Source organism: Marinobacter sp. EhC06 (assembly GCF_001650915.1).
Classification (GTDB): Bacteria; Pseudomonadota; Gammaproteobacteria; order Pseudomonadales; family Oleiphilaceae; genus Marinobacter.
The window spans coordinates 1-1,218 of record NZ_LXYO01000028.1; the positions used below are offsets into that span (position 1 = coordinate 1).

Sequence of the window (1,218 nt, forward strand, 5' to 3'; positions counted from 1 at the left end):
TGACCTGCCCCCAGTCTTTAATCCAACTGCTCCCTAGTAATGTCCGGTACTTTTGAATCAGTTTTTCCAAGTCGGAGAGCGGAGGCAAACTCCAAGGGTGTCTGATACCCCAAGGATGAATGCGGACGCTGCTCATTGTAGTCCAAGCGCCAAGTGCTGATCTTCTCCCGGGCGTGTGCGAGATCCCGGAACCAGTGTTCATTCAGACACTCATCCCGGAATTTTCCGTTAAAGCTCTCGACGTAACCATTCTGCATCGGCTTTCCGGGCTGAATCAGCTTCAGTTCAACACCATGGCGGTAGGCCCATTGATCAAGCGCTCTGCCAGTGAATTCCGGCCCTTGGTCGGTTCTAACGGCTTTCGGGTAGCCTCGGAAGGCTGCAATGCCATCCAGGGTACGGACTACCTGTTCACCCGAGATGCCCATGGCCACGGGAATGTCGAGGCATTCTTTGGTGAAGTCATCCACGATCGTCAGGCATTTGATCCTGCGCCCGTTGGCCAAGGAATCCATCACGAAGTCCATGGACCACGTATGATTCGGTGCATCTGGCAACACCAGGGGCTGCCGTTCCACCATCACGCCTTTACGGCGCTTGCGTTTGCGGACGGCCAAGCCTGCCTCTCGGTAAAGCCGATAAACCTTCTTGTGATTCACCTCAGCACCTTCACGGCGCAGCAACTGGTGAACACGCCGATACCCGAACCGACGGCGTTCAAACGCAATGGCTTTGATGCGCTCCGTCAGCTCATGCTCTTCTGGGGAACGCTGAGACTGATATCGCATCGTTGCGCGGGATAACCCGACGAGTGAACAGGCTTTGCGCTCGGATATCGCTGTCTCCGACAGCATAGTGCGCACAGCCTCGCGCTTGTTCCCGACGGTCAGTACTTTCGGTTGAGCGCGGCCTTCAGAGCTTCTGTGTCCAGCATGGACTCGGCCAGCAACTTCTTGAGCCGGGCGTTCTCTTCCTCAAGAGCTTTCAGGCGACGGGCTTCAGAGACTTCCAAGCCGCCATACTTCTTGCGCCAGGTGTAGAAGGTTGCGTCCGAGATGTTGTACTTCCGGCAGAGCTCTTTGACCGGAAGGCCAGCCTCGGCTTCCTTCAGAATGGGAATGATCTGTTCTTCGGTGAATCGCTTCTTCATGTTCATCGTCCTCTCTGGTGATGAACATTACTAAGATCAGAATGGATTAGAAAGTTGGGTGCAGGTCA

Annotated in this window: 1 protein-coding gene; it reads right to left on the reverse strand. The window is 55.0% G+C overall.

Features of this window, described 5'->3' with window-relative positions:
• Nucleotides 1–17: 17 nt before the first annotated feature.
• Nucleotides 18–1,150, reverse strand: a protein-coding gene (locus A8B84_RS15845; RefSeq protein WP_138103147.1) for an IS3 family transposase whose coding sequence is annotated in 2 segments (ribosomal slippage) — nucleotides 18–892 and nucleotides 892–1,150 — 1,134 coding nt in all. Because the reading frame shifts where the segments join, the coding sequence is not laid out codon by codon here.
• Between the last annotated feature and the right edge of the window lie 68 nt (nucleotides 1,151–1,218).